This window comes from Enterobacter dykesii, assembly GCF_008364625.2.
Lineage (GTDB): Bacteria > Pseudomonadota > Gammaproteobacteria > Enterobacterales > Enterobacteriaceae > Enterobacter > Enterobacter dykesii.
In genome coordinates this window covers 2,198,670-2,217,994 of sequence record NZ_CP126604.1, presented here as the reverse complement: position 1 = coordinate 2,217,994, position 19,325 = coordinate 2,198,670, and the positions used below count along the sequence as shown (strand labels likewise).

The 19,325-nt window shown below is 57.0% G+C and carries 21 protein-coding genes; 7 read left to right on the top strand and 14 right to left on the bottom strand.

The features are described 5' to 3' along the window. Positions 1-36: 36 nt before the first annotated feature. A complete protein-coding gene (locus tag F0320_RS10675; protein WP_047653291.1) occupies positions 37-702 on the bottom strand; it encodes a MarC family NAAT transporter in 666 nt (221 codons plus the stop codon). A 255-nt stretch (positions 703-957) separates the two neighbouring features. Between F0320_RS10675 and marR the strand changes: the two genes are divergently transcribed. Genes marR through marB form a run of 3 tightly spaced genes read left to right on the top strand, consistent with a single transcriptional unit; the run spans position 958 to position 2,044 of the window. Continuing rightward, positions 958-1,392 (top strand): multiple antibiotic resistance transcriptional regulator MarR, encoded by a 435-nt coding sequence (marR, locus tag F0320_RS10670; RefSeq protein WP_032647191.1) that lies wholly within the window; start codon positions 958-960, stop codon positions 1,390-1,392. Positions 1,393-1,412: 20 nt separating this feature from the next. Beyond that, entirely contained in the window at positions 1,413-1,793 is a 381-nt protein-coding gene (gene marA / locus F0320_RS10665; RefSeq protein ID WP_008502237.1) for an MDR efflux pump AcrAB transcriptional activator MarA, read from the top strand. Positions 1,794-1,825: 32 nt separating this feature from the next. Then, positions 1,826-2,044: a multiple antibiotic resistance protein MarB gene (marB, locus tag F0320_RS10660; RefSeq protein WP_029741246.1), complete on the top strand. Its 219-nt coding sequence runs from the start codon at positions 1,826-1,828 to the stop codon at positions 2,042-2,044. 31 nt (positions 2,045-2,075) lie between these two features. Here the strand turns inward: marB and eamA are convergent, their stop codons facing one another. Continuing rightward, positions 2,076-2,981 carry an O-acetylserine/cysteine exporter gene (gene eamA / locus F0320_RS10655; protein ID WP_126328517.1) on the bottom strand — a complete coding sequence of 302 codons (906 nt, stop codon included), beginning with the start codon at positions 2,979-2,981 and terminating at the stop codon, positions 2,076-2,078. A 193-nt stretch (positions 2,982-3,174) separates the two neighbouring features. Here eamA and ydeE point away from each other — a divergent pair, with 193 nt between their 5' ends. Next, positions 3,175-4,368 (top strand): efflux MFS transporter YdeE, encoded by a 1,194-nt coding sequence (gene ydeE / locus F0320_RS10650; RefSeq protein WP_126328516.1) that lies wholly within the window; start codon positions 3,175-3,177, stop codon positions 4,366-4,368. A gap of 46 nt (positions 4,369-4,414) precedes the next feature. Here ydeE and zinT read toward each other — a convergent pair whose 3' ends face one another. From zinT to F0320_RS10610, 8 genes are all read right to left on the bottom strand, one after another. Further along, entirely contained in the window at positions 4,415-5,056 is a 642-nt protein-coding gene (gene zinT / locus F0320_RS10645; RefSeq protein ID WP_126328515.1) for a metal-binding protein ZinT, read from the bottom strand. Between the two features lie 52 nt (positions 5,057-5,108). Then, positions 5,109-5,807 carry an urea ABC transporter ATP-binding subunit UrtE gene (gene urtE, locus F0320_RS10640; RefSeq protein ID WP_047651282.1) on the bottom strand — a complete coding sequence of 233 codons (699 nt, stop codon included), beginning with the start codon at positions 5,805-5,807 and terminating at the stop codon, positions 5,109-5,111. A gap of 9 nt (positions 5,808-5,816) precedes the next feature. After that, positions 5,817-6,614, bottom strand: coding sequence for an urea ABC transporter ATP-binding protein UrtD (gene urtD, locus F0320_RS10635; RefSeq protein WP_023311769.1), 798 nt, complete (start codon positions 6,612-6,614; stop codon positions 5,817-5,819). Beyond that, entirely contained in the window at positions 6,614-7,687 is a 1,074-nt protein-coding gene (gene urtC / locus F0320_RS10630; RefSeq protein WP_126328514.1) for an urea ABC transporter permease subunit UrtC, read from the bottom strand. The genes urtD and urtC overlap by 1 nt, the downstream gene beginning before the upstream one ends. Next, positions 7,687-9,261 carry an urea ABC transporter permease subunit UrtB gene (gene urtB / locus F0320_RS10625; protein WP_126328513.1) on the bottom strand — a complete coding sequence of 525 codons (1,575 nt, stop codon included), beginning with the start codon at positions 9,259-9,261 and terminating at the stop codon, positions 7,687-7,689. Before urtB ends, urtC begins: the two co-directional genes overlap by 1 nt. A 22-nt stretch (positions 9,262-9,283) precedes the next feature. Further along, positions 9,284-10,555 carry an urea ABC transporter substrate-binding protein gene (gene urtA / locus F0320_RS10620; RefSeq protein WP_047651279.1) on the bottom strand — a complete coding sequence of 424 codons (1,272 nt, stop codon included), beginning with the start codon at positions 10,553-10,555 and terminating at the stop codon, positions 9,284-9,286. Positions 10,556-10,754: 199 nt separating this feature from the next. After that, the gene (locus F0320_RS10615; protein WP_126328512.1) at positions 10,755-11,858 is read right to left on the bottom strand and encodes a cobalamin-independent methionine synthase II family protein; all 1,104 of its coding nucleotides are present in this window, start codon (positions 11,856-11,858) and stop codon (positions 10,755-10,757) included. Positions 11,859-12,014: 156 nt separating this feature from the next. After that, complete coding sequence (locus tag F0320_RS10610) at positions 12,015-12,428, bottom strand: rhodanese-like domain-containing protein (RefSeq protein WP_047651277.1); 414 nt, start codon at positions 12,426-12,428, stop codon at positions 12,015-12,017. Between the two features lie 73 nt (positions 12,429-12,501). Here F0320_RS10610 and ftrA point away from each other — a divergent pair, with 73 nt between their 5' ends. Beyond that, positions 12,502-13,509: a transcriptional regulator FtrA gene (gene ftrA / locus F0320_RS10605; protein WP_126328511.1), complete on the top strand. Its 1,008-nt coding sequence runs from the start codon at positions 12,502-12,504 to the stop codon at positions 13,507-13,509. A gap of 156 nt (positions 13,510-13,665) precedes the next feature. Here ftrA and F0320_RS10600 read toward each other — a convergent pair whose 3' ends face one another. Further along, positions 13,666-14,028: a hypothetical protein gene (locus F0320_RS10600; RefSeq protein ID WP_126328510.1), complete on the bottom strand. Its 363-nt coding sequence runs from the start codon at positions 14,026-14,028 to the stop codon at positions 13,666-13,668. Positions 14,029-14,272: 244 nt separating this feature from the next. On the opposite strand from F0320_RS10600, the gene F0320_RS10595 reads away from it, so the two are divergent. Next, positions 14,273-14,503 carry a DUF2554 family protein gene (locus tag F0320_RS10595; RefSeq protein WP_039262502.1) on the top strand — a complete coding sequence of 77 codons (231 nt, stop codon included), beginning with the start codon at positions 14,273-14,275 and terminating at the stop codon, positions 14,501-14,503. Here the strand turns inward: F0320_RS10595 and F0320_RS10590 are convergent, their stop codons facing one another. Both F0320_RS10590 and F0320_RS10585 read right to left on the bottom strand, forming a co-directional pair. Continuing rightward, a complete protein-coding gene (locus F0320_RS10590; protein WP_126328509.1) occupies positions 14,504-16,468 on the bottom strand; it encodes a peptidase U32 family protein in 1,965 nt (654 codons plus the stop codon). An 80-nt stretch (positions 16,469-16,548) separates the two neighbouring features. Then, positions 16,549-17,076 (bottom strand): helix-turn-helix domain-containing protein, encoded by a 528-nt coding sequence (locus tag F0320_RS10585; RefSeq protein ID WP_126328508.1) that lies wholly within the window; start codon positions 17,074-17,076, stop codon positions 16,549-16,551. 92 nt (positions 17,077-17,168) lie between these two features. On the opposite strand from F0320_RS10585, the gene F0320_RS10580 reads away from it, so the two are divergent. Beyond that, positions 17,169-18,335, top strand: a complete 1,167-nt coding sequence (locus F0320_RS10580; RefSeq protein WP_126328507.1) for a benzoate/H(+) symporter BenE family transporter — start codon at positions 17,169-17,171, stop codon at positions 18,333-18,335. Here F0320_RS10580 and F0320_RS10575 read toward each other — a convergent pair. After that, positions 18,315-19,187, bottom strand: coding sequence for a helix-turn-helix transcriptional regulator (locus F0320_RS10575; protein WP_126328506.1), 873 nt, complete (start codon positions 19,185-19,187; stop codon positions 18,315-18,317). The genes F0320_RS10580 and F0320_RS10575 overlap by 21 nt on opposite strands. Between the last annotated feature and the right edge of the window lie 138 nt (positions 19,188-19,325).

The window sequence follows — 19,325 nt, the reverse complement described above, 5'->3', positions numbered from 1 at the left end:
TTTGTGACGGGTGGCGCAACGCCACCCGGTAATGACTTAATGGTAGGTCTTAATAATTTCCAGCACGCCGTTAATAATAAACTGCACGCCCATACAGACCAGTAAGAAGCCCATCAGACGGGAAATCGCCTCGATACCGCCCTTGCCTACCCAGCGCATGATGGCGCCGGAGCTGCGCAGCGACGCCCACACGATAACCCCGATAATCGCAAAAATGAGCGGCGGCGCAACCGTCAGCACCCAGTCCGGGAAGGTCGCGCTGTCCCGCACCGTTGAGGCGGAGCTGATGATCATCGCGATGGTACCCGGCCCCGCCGTGCTCGGCATGGCAATCGGCACAAAGGCGATATTCGCACTCGGTTCGGTTTCCAGCTCTTCGGACTTGTGCGTGGCCTCCGGCGACTCATGCGCTTTTTGCGCCGGGAACAGCATGCGGAAACCAATAAAGGCCACAATCAGCCCCCCGGCGATACGCAGGCCGGGAATGGAGATCCCGAAGGTGTTCATCACCACCTGTCCGGCGTAGTAAGCCACCATCATGATGGCAAACACATACACGGAGGCCATCATCGACTGATGGTTGCGCTCGGCGCTGTTCATATTCCCTGCCAGCCCGAGGAACAGCGCCACCGTCGTTAACGGGTTTGCCAACGGCAGCAAGACCACCAGCCCAAGGCTGATTGCTTTTATTAAATCCAACATAGTGCGTTGTCGTCCTTATCCATATTTAACCCAGCAATTATAGGGTGAAAGTGTGACATTCAGCCATGGTCACAATGTAAGGATTATTTCCCTCCCGGAATGATAACTGACAGTTATCTATATGATTTGAAAGACCTCAAAAAAAGTTCATGAAACGTTTTAGCAATTCGTGGCATCGGCTGACTCATTCAGTTGACTTATACTTGCCTGAGCAATAATATCTGCCGTGACTAACTACTTGCCAGGGCAACCATTGTGAAAAGCACCAGTGATATCTTTAACGACGTTGTTCCGCTGGGTCGTCTTATTCATATGGTCAATCAGAAAAAAGATCGCCTGCTCAACGACTACCTGTCACCGCTGGATATCACCGCAACACAGTTCAAAGTGCTGTGTTCCATTCGCTGCGAAGTGTGTATCACGCCGGTTGAGCTGAAAAAGGTGCTCTCTGTCGATCTGGGTGCGTTAACCCGCATGCTCGATCGTCTCGTCTGCAAAGGATGGATAGAACGAAGCCCTAACCCGAATGACAAACGCGGCGTACTGGTGAAGCTGACCAGCGATGGCGCTGACATGTGCGAGCAATGTCATCAATTAGTAGGACAAACACTGCATCAGGAACTAACAAAAAACTTAACGGCAGATGAAGTGGCAACCCTTGAGCTTTTGCTGAAGAAAATCCTGCCGTAAACAGAAAAAGAGGTATGACGATGTCCAGACGCAATACTGACGCTATCACCATTCATAGCATTTTGGACTGGATCGAAGATAACCTGGAATCGCCGCTCTCCCTTGAAAAAGTGTCAGAGCGTTCAGGTTACTCCAAATGGCACCTGCAACGGATGTTCAAAAAAGAGACCGGTCATTCATTAGGTCAATACATTCGCAGCCGCAAGCTGACGGAAATTGCCCAGAAACTGAAAGAAAGCAATGAGCCGATCCTTTATCTGGCGGAGCGTTACGGATTTGAATCGCAACAAACCCTGACGCGTACCTTCAAGAACTATTTTGACGTGCCGCCTCATAAGTACCGAATCACCAGCGTGCCGGGCGAATCCCGATACCTGTATCCGTTAAAACACTGTAGTTAATCATCGCCTGTAAAGACGTAACCGAGGAAATCATGAAAGTTACCGCCTCCGCCGCCCTCGCCTTGCTGGTGCTCTTCTCCAGCCAGACCTTCGCGGAGCAAACCCCTCGTGCAACGCAGCAAAATAATCCTGATACGATGATTTTGCCGTCAGCACATGACCAGTCGCCTTATGATTTCAACCATATGGGTGCTGGTAGCGACAAATCCGACGAATTAGGCGTGCCTTATTATAATCAGCACGGCCTCTGATTCGTTTTTGCCCCGCAGACGCGGGGCTTTTTTATGCCTTTTCGCTTACCCGCGTCGCCCGACGAACCCGCAGACCAAACACGTTAATGTACAGCCCGGCCATGATCAGCACGGCGCCAAACAGCTGCAGCGCGCTCAGCGTTTCATCCAGCAAGAGTGCCGCACTGGCAAGCCCCACCACCGGCACGAGCAGGGATAACGGCGCCACGCGCCAGGTTTCATAACGCCCCAGCAGCGATCCCCAAATCCCGTAGCCCACAATGGTAGCGACAAAGGCCAGATAGACAAGAGAAAGGATCGTGGTCAGGTCGATCTCAACCAGGCTGTTCAGCATCACATCTGGACCATCAAGAATAAACGACGCCACCATAAATGGGATTATCGGGATCAGCGCGCTCCAGACCACCAGAGACATCACCTGCGGGCGCGCCTCGTGCTGCATAATCAGCTTGTTGAAGATATTCCCGCAGGCCCAGCTCAGTCCCGCCGCCAGCGTCAGCATAAAGCCGAGCAGTGCCACATGCTGACCATTCAGGCTGGCTTCAATGAGCACCAGAACGCCAAACACCGCCAGCGTAATGCCCGCCAGCTGTTTGCCCTGTAATCGTTCGCCAAACACGAAGGCGCCGAGAATAATGGTAAAGAACGCCTGCGCCTGCAGCACCAGCGAGGCAAGACCGGCCGGCATCCCGAACTTGATGGCGCAAAAGAGAAAGGCGAACTGGCCAAAGCTGATGGTCAGGCCATAGCCCAGCAGCAGCTTTAGCGGGATCTTCGGACGGGCGACGAAAAAGAGCGCCGGGAAGGCGACCAGCAAAAAACGCAAACCGGCCAGCATCAGCGGCGGCATGTTGTGCAACCCCAGCTTGATGACCACAAAATTGAGTCCCCATACTACGACCACCAGCAACGCCAGCAGCCCGTCTTTACGCGTCATACCCTGCCCCTGAATTATTAATTATTTGTTAACACTTCAAGGTAACAGAAAAAAGCGCGCGGCGAGAAGATCATTAATTCTGGCAGTCAGGCGAAGCACTTACGGATAAATTGGGCGCTATACAAGCCCCTTATGTCGTGATACTCCTTTTAGGACACAACATAAAAAGCATAAGCAATTGTCGGGCAGGAATATGAAACCATCTCTCAGGCGCTCAACCGCAGCGCTGCTGGCGTCGTCATTGTTATTAACCATCGGTCGGGGGGCAACGCTGCCGTTCATGACCATTTATCTCACGCGCGTCTACAGCATGAGCGTCGAGAATATTGGTTATGCCCTGACGATTGCGCTGACTATCGGCGTGGTGTTCAGCCTGGGATTTGGCATTCTTGCCGATAAGTTTGATAAAAAGCGCTACATGCTGATCGCGATCGTGGCCTTTATCGCCGGTTTTGTCGCGATCCCGCTGGTGGATAACGTCACGCTGGTGGTGCTGTTCTTTGCGCTGATCAACTGCGCCTATTCCGTCTTTTCGACGGTGCTGAAGGCCTGGTTCTCCGACGTGCTTACCGCAAGCCAGAAAGCGCGCGTCTTCTCGCTTAACTACAGCTTCCTGAACATTGGCTGGACGATCGGGCCGCCGATTGGCACCCTGCTGGTGATGTACAGCCTGCAACTGCCGTTCTGGCTGGCGGCCTTCTGCGCCGCGCTGCCGCTCGGATTCATCCATTTCTTCGTGCAGAAAAGCGTTGCGCTGGATACCGCCGAGGAGAAGATGCCCTGGCAGCCGTCGGTGCTGCTGAAAGACCGCGCGCTGTTCTGGTATACGCTCTCTGGCCTGCTCGCGTCATACGTCGGCGGATCGTTCGCGACCTGCATTTCGCAATACGTTCTGGCCGCGCATGCAGACAGTAATTTCGCCGAAAAGGTGGTCGCCGTAGTATTGCCCGTCAACGCCGCCGTGGTGGTGACGCTGCAATATGCGCTGGGCCGCAAGATCTCTGCCAGCAATATTCGCCCGCTGATGACCCTCGCCACCCTGTTTTTTATCGTGGGACTGGGTGGCTTTATGCTCTCCGGGGAAAACCTGGTTTACTGGGGCATCGCTGCCGCCATCTTTACCCTGGGTGAGATTATCTATGCACCGGGCGAATACATGTTGATCGACAACATTGCCCCGCCGGGGATGAAGGCGAGCTATTTCTCCGCTCAGGCGCTGGGCTGGCTCGGCGCGGCGGCAAACCCGATGATCACCGGTATTATTCTGACCAACCTGCCGCACTGGTCGTTATTTGTCATCATGATGGTCGCCATCGTCATTGCGTGGCTGATGATTTTGCGTGGGATGAGCGTGAAGGCGTGGTGCGAGTCACCGAAGGTGGCGTAGCGCTTCCAGGCCGGGTGAGGCGTAGCCGCCACCCGGCAATAAAGCATCAGTGGTGCAGCATTTCCTCTACCACCTGCTCTTTGTACATCTCATTTGGATAATAGGTCGGCCAGTTATCCATCTCTTTCAGCAGCGCCTCGTGGGAGGTGTTGCCCATAAAAATGTGGAAGTGCGAAGAGGCCTTCGGGGCGATGGTGTGGTCGCTGAACTGAACAAACTTCGGCGCCTTGCTGCCGGCATCCTTACATTCAAACAGATAGCGAACGCCTTTTTTGCCCGATGCGTAGGTCAGTATTTTATAACCGCTGTAATCATACTGACAGCGGCTAACCGTTTTGCCTTTATGAAATTCCATCACGTTATTTTCGATGCCGATGGCATCCACGTCCGTCGCATAACCCGTGCGGTAGTACGCTTTCACCTCGTCAAAGGATTTACTTTTATCCTTCTGGGCCTTCTGCTTAAAGACCGGATCCAGCGAGCCATCCAACAGGAACGGATAGACCGACTGCCAGGTTCCGTCCCAGTCAGACAGCTGCCTGTCCTTGACGTCTTTATCCTCAAACACGCCGTTCGCCGCTTTCTGTTCCGCTTCGGTCATCTGGTGGCCGTGCGAGTGTGCAAACAGCTGGCCGCTGACCAGCAGCGCCCCCAGAGTCATGGCAAATTTCCCAATATGTGCAGCCAAAGTAACGCCCTCATTCCGTTTTATAAGAATGAGGATGTTATATTATAACATTTCAGATCGCAACCAGGCCGCGTACGCCCTCCTGCTCCATGTTTTCACCCCGCCCGCGCTGAATGATGGAGCCGCGCGACATCAGCAGATAGCTGTCGGCCAGCTCGGCGGCAAAATCGTAAAACTGCTCCACCAGCAGGATCGCCATGTCGCCTCTGTTCGCCAGAGTGCGGATCACATGGCCGATCTCTTTAATGACGGACGGCTGTATGCCTTCCGTCGGCTCATCCAGAATCAACAGCTGCGGACGGCTCGCCAGCGCGCGACCAATCGCCAGCTGCTGCTGCTGTCCACCGGAGAGATCGCCCCCGCGGCGATGCTTCATCTCTTTGAGCACCGGAAACAGCTGCCAGATCTCATCCGGAACCTGCTTCGCCTCGCGGGCGGAAAAACGCGACAGCCCGAGCAGAAGGTTCTCTTCCACGGTCAGGCGCGGGAAAATCTCGCGGCCCTGCGGGACGTACGCTACGCCAGACTGCACCCGCTGGTGCGGCCTGCTGTGGGTGATCTTTTTACCCTGCCAGATGACCTCCCCGGTTTTAGCCGGGATCAGCCCCATCAGACACTTCAGCAGCGTGGTTTTCCCGACGCCGTTGCGCCCCAGCAGGCAGGTGACCTCTCCGGTGACGGCCTCAAAACTCACGCCGCGCAGGATATGGCTGCCGCCGTAATACTGATTCAGTTCGTTAACCTGTAACATCATCGCTCCTCAGCGCCCGAGATAGACCTCAATCACCTGCTCGTTGGCCTGCACCTCGCGAAGCGAACCTTCCGCCAGCACGCGTCCCTGATGCAGCACCGTGACGTGGTCGGCGATAGTCTCAACAAAGCCCATATCGTGCTCCACCACCATCAGGGAGTGCTTACCCGCCAGCGTTTTGAACAGCTCGGCGGTGTATTCCGTTTCCGCGTCGGTCATCCCAGCGGCCGGTTCATCCAACAGCAGCAGATGCGGGTCCTGCACCAGCAGCATACCGATTTCCAGAAACTGTTTTTGCCCGTGAGAAAGCAGCCCGGCGCGGCGGTCGCGCTCGCTGCTGAGGCGCAGCAAAACCAGCATCTCATCAATGCGGTCGCGCTGCTCGCCGTTGAGTTTCGCCCGCAGGCTCGCCCAGACGGATTTATCGGTTTTCATTGCGATTTCGAGATTTTCCCACACGGTCAGCGCTTCAAAGACCGTGGGCTTCTGGAATTTACGCCCGATCCCCTGGCGGGCAATGGCCGCAGGCTCCAGCGCGGTCAGGTCGATAGACTGATCGTAAATCGCCCTGCCGCTCTTTGGCCGCGTTTTGCCTGTAATAACGTCCATCAGCGTGGTTTTACCGGCGCCGTTGGGGCCAATCACGCAGCGCAGCTCGCCCACGCCGATATTCAGCGAGAGATCGGTCAGGGCCTGAAACCCGTCAAAATTGACGTTAATGGCCTCAAGCTGAAGAACCGGGTCGGTCTGTTCACGGTAACGATCGCCCGGCAACTGGCGGGTGAATAACCCTTCGGCTGGCTGCATTATTTCTCTCCCTTTCGAAACAGACCGTAGACGCCGCGCGGTAAAAACAGCGTGACGGCGATGAAAATCAGCCCCAGGAACAGCTGCCAGTATTCCGGCATCGCGACGGTGAAGAAGCTCTTCGCCCCGTTCACCAGCGCCGCGCCAATCACCGGCCCGACCAGCGTGCCGCGCCCGCCCAGCGCCACCCAGATTGCCGCTTCTATTGAGTTGGTCGGCGACATTTCACCGGGGTTAATAATGCCCACCTGCGGGACGTACAGCGCCCCCGCCAGGCCGCACAGCACGGCGGAGAGCGTCCATACCAGCAGCTTGAACCCGCGCGGATCGTAGCCGCAAAACGTCAGGCGGTTTTCGGCGTCGCGAACGGCGGTCAGGATGCGGCCAAACTTGCTCTTCGCCAGGGCAAATCCGGTGCCCAACGCCAAAATCAGCAACAGCACGGTCGCCAGAAACAGCGCGATGCGGGTGGTCGTTTCCGTTACCGAAAACCCGAGCAGCGTGGTGAAGCCGGTAAAGCCGTTGTTGCCCCCAAAACCGGTTTCGTTGCGAAAGAACAGCAGCATCCCGGCATAGGTCAGCGCCTGGGTCATAATCGAGAAGTAGACCCCTTTGATCTTTGAGCGGAAGGCGAACCAGCCGAACACCAGCGCCAGCAGGCCCGGCACCATCACAATCAATACCAGCGCCCAGGCAAAATGCTGGGTGCCCAACCAGAACCACGGCAGTTCGCTCCAGGAGAGAAACGACATAAACGCGGGAAGACCGTCACCCGCGGCCTGACGCATCAGGTACATCCCCATCGCGTAGCCGCCCAGGGCGAAGAAGATGCCGTGCCCGAGAGAGAGCATCCCGGCGTAGCCCCATACCAGATCCAGCGCCACCGCAACGATGGCATAGCAGAGGATCTTGCCAGTCAGCGTCAGCATCCAGGTCGACAGCGCCAGCGGATGCGTCGCAGGCAGTAAGGCGAAAAACGGTAATATCAGCAGACACACCACCAGCAGGCTGCCTGCAATCTGCGTTGTGCGCGGCGCTTTGCGCGCCAGCGTTAAGGTCAGCGGCTGGCTCATCAGTCAATCACCCTCCCTTTCAGCGCAAACAGCCCCTGAGGGCGTTTTTGAATAAATAGCACGATCGCCACCAGAATCACGATCTTGCCCAGCACCGCACCCATCTGCGGTTCCAGAATTTTATTGAAAATGCCCAGACCAAACGCCGCGGCCACGCTGCCTGCCAGCTGGCCTACGCCTCCAAGCACCACCACGAGGAAGGAGTCAATGATGTAGCCCTGTCCCAGCTCCGGGCCGACGTTACCGAGCTGGGATAGCGCCACGCCGCCTAACCCGGCAATCCCTGAACCAAGCCCAAATGCCAGCATATCGACGCGGCCTGTCGGTACCCCGCAGCAGGCGGCCATGCTGCGGTTCTGCGTCACCGCGCGCACGTTTAGACCCAAACGGGTTTTATTCAGAATGAGCCAGGTAAAGAACAGCACCAGCAGCACGAAGCCCAGCACCACGATGCGGTTCCACGGCAGCGTCAGGTTGGCAAAAACCTGCACCCCGCCGGAGAGCCATGCCGGGTTGGCGACCTCCAGGTTCTGGGCGCCAAAGGTCATGCGCACCAGCTGGATGAGCATCAGGCTGATGCCCCACGTTGCCAGCAGCGTTTCCAGCGGACGACCGTACAGATGGCGGATCACGGTGCGCTCCAGCACCATTCCAATGCCCGCCGTCAGGCAGAACGCGACCGGCAAGGCGATAAAGGGATAGAGCGCCAGCCACTGGGGTGCAAGCCCGGCCATCGCCTGCTGCACCATCCAGGTGGCATACGCCCCCAGCATCAGCATCTCGCCGTGCGCCATATTGATGACGCCCAGCAGGCCATAGGTGATAGCCAGCCCCAGCGCGGCCAGCAGAAGTACCGACCCGAGGGACAGCCCCATAAACGCCTGGCCCAGCAGATCGCCCCACATCAGTCGATGCTGGATCTGGCTCAGACTCTCCTGCGCGGCGGCGCGAACCCCGGCATCCGGCTCAGTCTGTGCCTGGGTAAACGGGGTAAGTCTGGACTCCACGTCCGGATCGTCGGACTGCCCTAATAATTCGACGGCCTTGCGGCGCACCTCTGCCTGCGGGCTGGAGAGCTGGAGATTCGCCACCGCCAGTAAAAGCGCCTGACGTGCCACCGCGTCCGTTTCATCGTTTATCCGCTTTTCCAGAAAAGCGAGCATTCCGGGCTGGGCATCCCGCTGAAGCTGACGGGCTGACGTTCGCCTTTCGGTGACACTGTCACTCACCAGCTGATGTGTAGCGATGGCCGTGGCGGCCAGAACCCGAATCCGGTTGGTCAGACGAACGGCTTTGGCTGCCCCTTCGGTCGACTTAGCGTCACCGAGCGAGACCATTTGACCGTTGCGCTGCGCAAAGGCGTGCTTTTGGCCGTCGGTATAGAGATTTTCTTTTTGCAGTGCCTGCAGCAGCGGCAGCCTCGCGGCGTCCGGCGCTTCGGCCCACTGCGTCAGCAACTCCGCCTGCTGGCTGCGGCTGGCGGCAACAAAACGATCGGCATCCGATGCCTGCGCCATCCCTGGCAGCAGTCCGGAAAGCCATACAAGAGCGATGAACATGCGCATGGCGTTCATGACGTTTCTCCCTGATGATGGCTTAGTTGCTGACGGTTTTCATCGGCTGGTCGGGCTTTTTATCGTTTCCAGCGATGAACGGGCTCCACGGCTGGGCGCGTACCGGCTGTTCCGTCTGCCACACCACGTTGAACTGACCGTTGCCTTCGATTTCACCGATCATGACCGGCTTATGCAGATGGTGGTTGGTGGCATCCATGGTGAGCGTGAAGCCTGACGGCGCCTTAAAGGACTGGCCGGCCATCGCCGCACGCACTTTATCCACGTCGGTCGTGCCCGCTTTTTCCACTGCCTGCGCCCACATATGGATCCCCACGTAAGTCGCTTCCATCGGGTCGTTGGTCACCACGGTGTCGGCGTTCGGCAGCTTGTGCGCCTTCGCATAGGCTTTGTAATCCGCCACGAATGCCTGGTTAGTCGGATTATCGACGGACTCAAAGTAGTTCCACGCGGCCAGGTTACCCACCAGCGGTTTGGTGTCGATCCCGCGCAGCTCTTCTTCGCCCACGGAGAACGCCACCACCGGCACGTCGGTCGCCTTCAGGCCCTGGTTAGCCAGCTCTTTGTAAAACGGTACGTTGGAGTCACCGTTGATGGTCGACACCACGGCGGTTTTGCCGCCCGCAGAGAATTTTTTGATGTTGGCGACGATGGTCTGGTAGTCGCTATGACCGAACGGGGTATAAACTTCCTCGATGTCCTTATCCTCCACCCCTTTCGAATGCAGGAAAGCGCGCAGGATCTTGTTGGTGGTGCGCGGGTAAACATAGTCCGTGCCCAGCAGGAAGAAGCGCTTCGCCGCGCCGCCGTCTTCGCTCATCAGGTATTCCACCGCCGGGATGGCCTGCTGATTCGGCGCCGCGCCGGTATAGAAGACGTTTGGCGACATCTCTTCGCCTTCATACTGCACCGGGTAGAACAACAGGCCGTTCAGCTCCTCAAAGACCGGCAGCACGGATTTGCGCGATACCGACGTCCAGCAGCCGAATACCACCGCCACTTTATCCTGACTTAACAGCTGGCGCGCCTTTTCGGCAAACAGCGGCCAGTTTGAGGCGGGATCCACCACCACCGGCTCCAGTTTTTTACCCAGCACGCCGCCTTTCGCGTTGATCTCGTCGATGGTCATCAGCGCGACGTCTTTCAGCGGCGTTTCGGAGATGGCCATGGTGCCGGAAAGAGAATGCATGATCCCCACTTTGATGGTATCGGCCGCCTGCACGCCAAAACTCATTCCCATCGCCACGACTGACGCGGATAACGCAAAGGCTTTTAATAAGGTACGACGCTGCATATTTTCACTCCTGAAAAAGAACGCTGTCAAAACGTCCGTTACGGCGTGGACGCGGAAAAAAATGTGTCAGCGAAGCAGGAGCAAAAAGGATGCCAGAATGGAGGAAGCGCTATTTCAGGTGGGGGAACGCGGGATGTAAAGAGAACGACTCAGAATGGCACAGCGCTGCACTTTTATAATGCAGCGCTGTGGAAGAGGCTTACCAGACTTCGCTGGCGATCTGCGTGACCAGACGGACTTTATCCCACTGCTGGGATTCACTCAGGCTGTTGCCCTCTTCGGTAGAGGCAAAGCCGCACTGCGGGCTGAGGCAAATTTGCTCTTTTGCCACGTATTTTGCCGCCTCTTCCAGACGGGCTTTAATCCCCTCCGGGTTCTCCAGCTCGCCGTTTTTCGTGGTGATCAGACCCAGCACCACCTGCTGTTTGCCCGGGCGAATGAAGCGCAATGGCGCGAAATCCCCGCTGCGGTCGTTGTCGTATTCAAGGAAGAATGCGTCAACGTTGACCGTTCCGAACAGCACTTCCGCCACCGGCTCATAGCCACCTTCGGAAATCCAGGTTGAACGGAAGTTACCGCGACAGACGTGCAGCCCGATGGTCAGATCGTCCGGCTTGCCTTCCAGCGCCTTGTTCAGGACGCGGGCATAGATGCGTGCCAGCTCATCGGCATCATCGCCCCGCTCGCGGATCTGACGGCGCTGGTCGTCCGAACAAAGATAGGCCCAGACGGTGTCGTCCAGCTGCAGGTAGCGGCAGCCCGCGTCGTAAAATGCGCGGATGGCGTCGCGCCAGGTGGTCGCCAGATCGTCAAAATAGACGTTCAGGTCCGGATAGACGGTCGCATCAATGTCTTTACGCCCGCCGCGGAAATGGAGCACGCTCGGGCTGGGAATGGTCATCTTCGGCTGAGCATTGCCGCTGATGCTTTTCAGGTAGCGGAAATCCTCGAGCATCGGATGGTCGCCAAAGCCCAGCTTTCCGGTGACGCGCACGCCGTGGGCTTTGGTTTGTACCCCGTTGAACTGGATCCCCTGCTGTGAATCGTAACGCTCAACGCCCTGAAGACCGTCGAAGAAGTCGAAGTGCCACCAGGCACGGCGAAATTCACCGTCGGTGACCACATGCAGGCCGCACGCACACTGCTGCTCAACGACGTGGCGAATGGCATCGTCTTCCACCGCGCGAAGCTGTCCGGCGTCAATCTCGCCGCTGGCGAACTTCAGGCGAGCCTGCTTGATGGCATCCGGGCGTAAAAAACTGCCGACTACGTCGGCGCGGTACGGGGCGTGGTGTCGTTGCATGGAAATCTCCTCAGTCTGCCGGCGATAATTGCCCGCAGTGATAATTCATCATTTGAAGTTTTAGACTTCTGGATGTCTAAATGTCCAAAAAAGATGTCATACCTGTCCTGTTCCGGCAAACGAGAAAATTTCACGGGTGTTGAAAAAAATTCATCTTCACAGCGCGACGGCGGTTTCGCTGCTGGCAAAGGCGAACTTTTCATCTTCCCATCCGGCGATCCCCCCGAGCATAATTTTGACCGGCAGCCCGAGGCGCGCCAGCTTCAGCGCGGCTCTGTCCGCGCCGTTACAGTGCGGACCTGCGCAGTAAACGACGAACAGCGTGCCTTCAGGCCATTCGGCCATGCGCCCGGCAGTCATCTGACTCCGCGGCAGGTGCAATGCGCCCGGCACGTGACGGCGGGCAAACTGCTCCGGACTCCCCACCACGTGCAGCAAAACAAAATCCTGCTCATTATTGGCGATGGCGTGATGCACATCCGCACAGTCGGTTTCAACGCTCAGGCGGCGCAGAAAATGGGTAACGGCTTCCTGCGGCTCGGCAGCCGGAAATTCAGTAACATAGCTCATGATCCTTCCTCATCTTTGGCGTTTGTGTTAACACTACTCTATCCACAAATTCAGCCCGTGAATGCGTTCGCTTATGCCAGAAAACAGCAAAAAGATGACAAACTTAAGACAAATTGCCCGCCCGCAGGTGGTCGTGCTGGCGTATGACGGTCTGTGTACCTTTGAGTTTGGCGTAGCGGTGGAGATCTTCGGCCTGCCGCGTCCCGAGCTGGGCGACGAATGGTATCGTTTTGCGGTGGCGAGCGTGGACAGCGGTGAACTTCGGGCAACTGGCGGGATCCGCATCGTTACCGATGGTGATTTAAGCCTGCTTGCGTCTGCGGATCTGATTGTGGTTCCCGGCTGGCGTGGGCTTGACTCGCCGGTTCCGGACGCGCTCAGCGAGGCATTACGCCAGGCCAGCGCACGAGGATGCCAGCTGCTGTCCATCTGTTCGGGGGTGTTTGCGCTGGCCGCTACGGGGCTGCTGAACGGCCGCAAAGCCACGACGCACTGGCGCTACATTGACGCGCTTAAAGCCCGTTACCCTGACATCGACGTGGTTGAAGATGTGCTCTACCAGGACGAAGGCGATATTCTGACGTCCGCTGGCAGCGCGGCGGGAATCGATCTCTGTCTGCACGTTGTGCGGCGGGATTATGGCATGGAAACCGCCAACAGCGTGGCGCGTCGGCTGGTCATTCCTCCACACCGTGATGGTTCACAGCCACAGCAGCTGAGCCGCCCTGTGGCGCAGCTGCGGGAGAGCCAGCGTCTCGGCCAGCTATTTGATTTTCTGCACACGCATCTTATCGAGTCGCACAGCGTCGACTCCCTGGCGCGTCGGGTCGGAATGAGCCAGCGCACCTTCCTTCGTCGCTTCGAGGCGGCAACGGGAACGACGCCCGCACGCTGGTTAATCAATGAGCGCCTGCTGAGAGCAAAAGATTATCTGGAAAGCAGCCGGTTAAGCATCGACAGCATCGCTGAGCAGACCGGGTTTGGGCAGGCATCAACGTTACGTCATCATTTTCGCCAGCAGTTCGCGCTTTCCCCGGCTCAGTATCGCAAACAATTTTCTCGTTCTGACACTGCCCGATAGCGGCATAAGTGCAAAAAAAAAACCGCCATTAACTGGCGGTAAATGCTTGCATGGATAGATTTGTGTTTTGGTCTCTACGTCCCGACACTCCATGGCCGGGCTGCGGATCTCCTACAACCTAACACCCGTTGTCTTAACGAAGGTTAAACAGTCTTATTAACCTGCATGGGTATTGATCTGCAAATAACGCATAAGCCCCTGCTCAGCGCTCTGTTTTGCGTCGTCATTAAGGGCTTCAAGATAAAAGGAGCGAGCGACACCATAAGGTGCTTTTTCAGAGGGATACACCGCGAACTGGAATGTTTTTCCTCTTGCCTGATGAGTACAATCTAATTCCCAGCGCCGATCGTTTATTTTTTTGCTGGAGCAGGCAACGCCACCATAATCGCTGGTTAAATAGGAACCCACGCGAATTTCTGCAGACTGAATATATTCTGGTTCTTCATTACCTGCATGACGAATCCCAACAACAGCTCCAACAGCCACCGCCAGAAGCGCAAGCGCTATTATTTTTTTCATTTATGAATGACCTGTTCCTTAGCCCGAGATAACTATTATATAAGATTTATCCTTAATGCAAATATCCAATTGTGGTCCAGAAATGGAGCTTTACAAAATTTCAGATGACTTTTAGGAAATGTCTTAACCGTAATTCCGAATCCACAATATTTGACATTTTCTTTTCGCTAATTTTAATTTTTGAATAATAACCCTTAAAAATAATCGACATGATTATCCCGCATTGTTTTTAAGCGGTGAATCCATGATTAAAAAAGGGTTATCTTTCGTCATGCTTATCTGTGCGCTGTTTTCCGGCCAGCTTATGGCCGGGCACAAAGGACACGAATATTTATGGGTCAAGAATGTGGCGCATCAGCTTCGTCATGAAGCCGACAGCGATGAGTTGCGAAGCGCTGCGGAAGAGTCGGCGGAGGGTTTGCGCGAACACCACCTGTGGCAGAAATCGCGCAAACCGGACACGCACGTTCGGTAGTTAGCTGCCCTTGCGTTTCGGCAGCGTTTTCATCAGATCGTCCGGACTGACGGACGCCACAATGCTGCCAGGCTGCGGCATTTTGAAGATGTGGTTTTTCATCTTGCCAATCACGTGCATTTCGCAGGGACGACAGTCGAATTTAAGGGTTAGCACTTCGTCACCGTTTACGAGCTGCATAGGGGTGGCCTTCCAGCTCTTAATATTCCCTTTCGCCTGCTTAGGACACAGGTTAAAGGCAAAGCGCAGGCAGTGCTTGGTGATCATCACCGGAACATCGCCCTTCTCTTCATGCGCTTCATAGGCCGCGTCGATCAGCTGCACGCCATGGCGATGATAGAATTCACGCGCTTTATGGTTGTAGACGTTAGCGAGGAAGGATAAATGGGTGTCCGGGTAGACTGGCGCAGGGACGGTTTCCGCTTTACGACTACCGCGTGGATACTGTGCCAGGCGCGCGGCATCCAGCATCTCTGCCGTTTCGCGACGGAACTGGTTAAGCAGGCTGTTCGGCACGAACAGCGCGTCCGGCAGATTCACGTCGATCGCGCGCGCGTAATAAATCGTCTGGCCCAGCTTCGCCACGCCATCCTTCAGGCTGTTAAGCGCTTTTTCCGCGTTGTTTGCCACCTCGAAATGACCATCGAGCGTATGCGTCACGCTAATGCCGTCTTCACAGGTCATGGTCAGAATTAGCTGCTCTTCCCAGCCGCCCAGCTCAATATCCACGGCGATACGGCGTTCGCTGGAGGTTTTCAGCAGCGCCTGCTGCCAGTTATGATCGAGGTTACGGTTAAGCGCCGCGTTCGGCCTCGCCTTATAAAGATCGGCCGGCATTTCATTCGGCCAGACGCGGTAGCGGTTCTCGCCGGTTTTCTCGACCGTATTGGCACGGAAGCCTACGACCTCACGCTTTATCATCACGTTAAGGCCATCGCCGTTCGCCAGCGGTTCCGTCACTTCGACATCAAGGTGATCTTTCGCCACTTTCAGCACTTCACCCACCGGTAAACCGATAAACTTCGGTGAGTCGAACGCGCCGATATCCCCTTTACGGGCATTCACAAAATAGTCCGTGCTGCCGCGGTGGAACGTTTTGTCCGTCGACGGAATAAAGAAATGCTCGGTGCGCCCGGCCGACGCGCGCGCCAGGTCGCCGCGATCTTCGATAATGGCGTCCAGCATTTGGCGATAGTGCGCCGTGATGTTCTTCACGTAGCTCATATCTTTGTAGCGCCCTTCAATCTTGAAGGAACGCACGCCCGCGTCGATCAGCGCACCCAGGTTGGCCGTCTGATCGTTGTCCTTCATAGAAAGCAGGTGTTTTTCGAACGCCACGACGCGGCCCTGATCGTCTTTCAGGGTATACGGCAGACGGCAGGCCTGAGAACAGTCGCCGCGGTTGGCGCTGCGGCCCGTCTGCGCGTGGGAAATATTGCACTGACCGGAATAAGCCACGCACAGCGCGCCGTGGATAAAGAATTCAATCGTCGCGTCTGTCGCCTGGTGAATGTCGCGGATCTGATTCAGGTTCAGCTCGCGTGCCAGAACGATCTGCGAAAAGCCGACGTCGGAGAGAAATTTCGCCTTCTCGACCGTACGGATATCGCACTGGGTACTGGCATGCAGTTCAATGGGCGGAATATCCAGCTCAAGCACGCCCATGTCCTGAACGATCAGGGCATCAACGCCGGCCTGGTAGAGATCGGTAATCAGACGTTGCGCAGGCTCCAGCTCATCATCATGAAGAATGGTGTTCAGGGTCACGAACACTTTCGCCCCGAAACGGTGGGCGAACGGCACCAGTTCAGCAATATCGCTCAGGCTGTTGCTGGCGTTATGGCGGGCACCGAAGCCAGGGCCGCCAATGTAGACGGCGTCTGCGCCATGAAGGATCGCTTCACGGGCAATGGCGGCGTCGCGGGCCGGGCTTAAAAGTTCAAGATGATGGGATTGCAGGCGCATACTTCGTCGTTATCCGTTATGGTCAAAATGGCGGCTATTGTAGTCAGAAGTATGCGTCAGCGAAACAGTTTTGCGTAGCGTCAGCGGGGATAATGAATCAGGGAGTGAAAATGCACCGTCCGGTCGCTGCTGTTGCGGTAGGCGTGCGGTTTATCGCCGGCGAAACGGACGCCCGAATCGGCAGATATCGTCTGCCATTTGCCCTCGAGCTTCATCTCCAGCTCGCCGCTGACCACCACCACATGTTCAATCACCCCCGCCTCATGCGGCGTGGATTCACTCAGCGCGCCGGGTGCCAGCGTGATGGAGAAGTAATCAAACCCGAGCGTCTCGTCCCACGGAAAAAGCGGTTTGACCACCATCGCCTGCTGCTGCGGGTCAAACACCGCCTGTCGTTCCGCCTCTGGCGTGATGAACGCGGAAAACGGCACGTTCAGCCCGGTGGCGATTTTCCACAGCGTCGACACCGTCGGGCTGGATTCATTGCGCTCGATTTGCCCCAGCATCGCTTTTGACACGCCGGTCTCGTCCGCGAGCTTCGACAAACTCCAGCCGCGCGTCTGGCGCAGCGTTTTCAGCGTTGTTGCAAGGTGTAGTGTGATGTCCATGGTCCCTCCTGATGGCGATCAGCATACCACTTGTACGCTATAGCGCACAGTGTTACCTTATGTCGGACGTTATAACGCACAACGGAGTTTTCATGCGCCCTTCCTCTCACCTTGTTCCAGTCGCACTGGCTGGATTTGTCGCCGTGCTGGTCGGTTACGCCAGCTCGGCCGCCATCATCTGGCAGGCCGCCGCGGCGGCTGGTGCCAGCGCACAGCAGATCGCAGGCTGGATGACCGCGCTGGGGATTGGGATGGGCGTCAGCACGCTGGCGCTTTCCTGGTGGTACAAAGCGCCGGTGCTGACCGCCTGGTCGACGCCCGGCGCGGCGCTGCTCGCTACCAGCCTGCACGGCGTGACGCTGCCGGAAACGATCGGCGTGTTCATCTTTGCTAACGGGCTCATTTTACTTTGCGGCATCACCGGGCTCTTCGCCCGTCTGATGAGGCTGATCCCCCATTCGCTTGCTGCCGCCATGCTGGCAGGCGTGTTGCTGCAGTTTGGCCTTCACGCGTTTGCGCACCTGGAGGGTCACTTTCTGCTGTGCGGCAGCATGATTGCGGCGTGGCTGATGGCAAAAGCGCTGGCGCCGCGCTATGCCATCGTGGTCACGCTGCTGGTCGGCGGTATGGTGGCGTGGGCGGGAGGTGACGTTGTCACGGATAAGCTCACGCTCTCCCTTGCGATGCCCGAGTTTATTGCGCCCACGTTCACCTTCACCAGCCTGGTGAGTATTGGCGTGCCCTTCTTCCTGGTGACCATGGCCTCGCAGAACGCGCCGGGGTTCGCCACGATGAAAGCCTCCGGTTACCCGCTGGCGGTCTCGCCGCTTATCGTCGTGACGGGCGGACTGGCGCTGCTGTTTTCTCCGTTTGGCGTCTTTTCTATCTGCATCGCGGCCATTACCGCCGCCATTTGCCAAAGCCCGGATGCACACCCGGACGCCGATAAACGCTGGCTGGCGGCCGTCGCAGCGGGAGGTTTTTATCTGCTTGCGGGGATTTTCGGCGGCTCGATTACCGGGCTGATGGCCGCTCTGCCGCTCAGCTGGATCCAGACGCTCGCCGGTCTGGCGCTGCTGGGCACCATTAGCGGGAGTTTATATCAGGCGCTGAATCACGAGGCGGAGCGCGACGCGGCCATCGTCACGTTTCTGATGACCGCGAGCGGCGTCACAATCCTCGGCATCGGTTCGGCATTCTGGGGGCTGGTGCTGGGCGGGATGTGCTACGCCCTGTTTTCACGCACTCGCCGCGCGTAGCTGCGAAGGCGTCATGCCCGTCGCGCTGCGAAAGCGGTTGCTGAAGTGGCTGGCGGAGTTAAACCCACAGGCAAGGGCGATGTCCGTTAGCGGCGTCGCCGTGTTCTGCACCAGCGCCTTCGCTTTTTCCATTCGCCTCTGCATCACGTACTGATGCGGCGCCAGCCCCGTCGACTGGCGGAACATGCGGGCAAAATGGTATTCGCTGAGGGCGGCCTGCGCCGCCAGTTCAGCCAGCGTCAGGGGTTGCCCGAGGTTCTCTTCAATAAAGGCCAGCACGTTGCGCAGCACGAATGGCGATAGCCCGCCGGTGACGACCGGCAGCTTCCACTGAACGTTAGAGTAGTTTTGCAGCAGATGGGTCAGGAGCAGCGTAGAGGCCGTGCTCAGAGTGAGCTGGTTGGCGTGCTGCTGCCAGTCGCAGCCGAGCAAAAACTGGCGATACAGCGCGGTGATCTTCGGATCGCTACCAAAAATGTGCTCGTCGAGCGTCAGCGAAAGCGGGCGCTTGTCCCAGATCTTTTCCCCCACGTCGCGCAGGTGTTCGTCGGTGCAGTAGAGATGCACAAACGACAGGTCATCGCGGATATCCCACGTCGATTCGCTCTCTTTTGGCATCAAACAGAAGCGGTCCGGTCCCCCGCCGTTCTTCCAGCCGCCCGGCGTTTTTTGGTAGCTTTCGTAGCCGTCCGCCACGTACAGGCTCAGGGTATGGTGGTTACTTTTTACCGTTATCGTATCGTGCTTGTTGTACCACGCAGCCAGCTGAATGCCCGAATTCAGCGAGACGGTTTCCCGCAGGACCGCATTCTGTTGGCAAAGCGTTTCAAAGGTATCGTAAGCGTGAGACATGACCATAAGCGCGTGATTGACTGGAATATCAGTCTAAGAAGAGTTGTCTCCCGTTGCCAGCCCCCGGGGAAGAAAAAAGCGCAAGATTTTGCAAGTCGACCGCAAGCCGGTGAAAGCCCCTGACCGATCTCAGCGGCA